At 61.4% G+C, this 427-nt stretch carries 1 pseudogene; it reads right to left on the bottom strand.

The features are described from left to right. A pseudogene (locus tag M3147_RS19085) lies at positions 1-397 on the bottom strand (hypothetical protein); the annotation flags it as partial. Positions 398-427 lie beyond the last annotated feature (30 nt).

The following is a 427-nucleotide window of genomic DNA, read 5'->3' as shown; positions in this document are numbered from 1 at the left end:
ATCGACGGTCGAGGATCGCGGAAGCTTGATTGACTCCCACCGAGCAGGCAACGGTGGCGAACGCGAAGATGATGAGGAGGATCACCCCGGTCTGTAGGTCTCCTCCGACGATGCGGGCGGATTTCGTGGCCGGGGGATCGTTGTTGATGGTTTGCATCATTGCGGCTCCGGTGCCTCCCAGCATTCCGACCACGCACACCGCTCCTAGCGAGGCTACCTGGGTCCAGGCGGCGCGCGGGTTCTCCAGCACCTGGCGGGCTGCCACGAGATCGGTGGCATCTTTGGCCCGTTGTAGACGGTGCTGGAAGTACATAGCCAGTAGCTTCGGCCCAATGATGTTGGCGAGCTCGACGACGGCAGCCAGAATGACGGCGATAAACACGTACACGCCGACCATGCCTGTTTGGTGACCGAGAAATCCCAACAC

Origin of the sequence: Agromyces mediolanus (assembly GCF_023715325.1) — a bacterium.
Classification (GTDB): domain Bacteria; phylum Actinomycetota; class Actinomycetes; order Actinomycetales; family Microbacteriaceae; genus Agromyces; species Agromyces mediolanus_A.
This window is presented reverse-complemented; position numbering and strand designations above follow the sequence as displayed.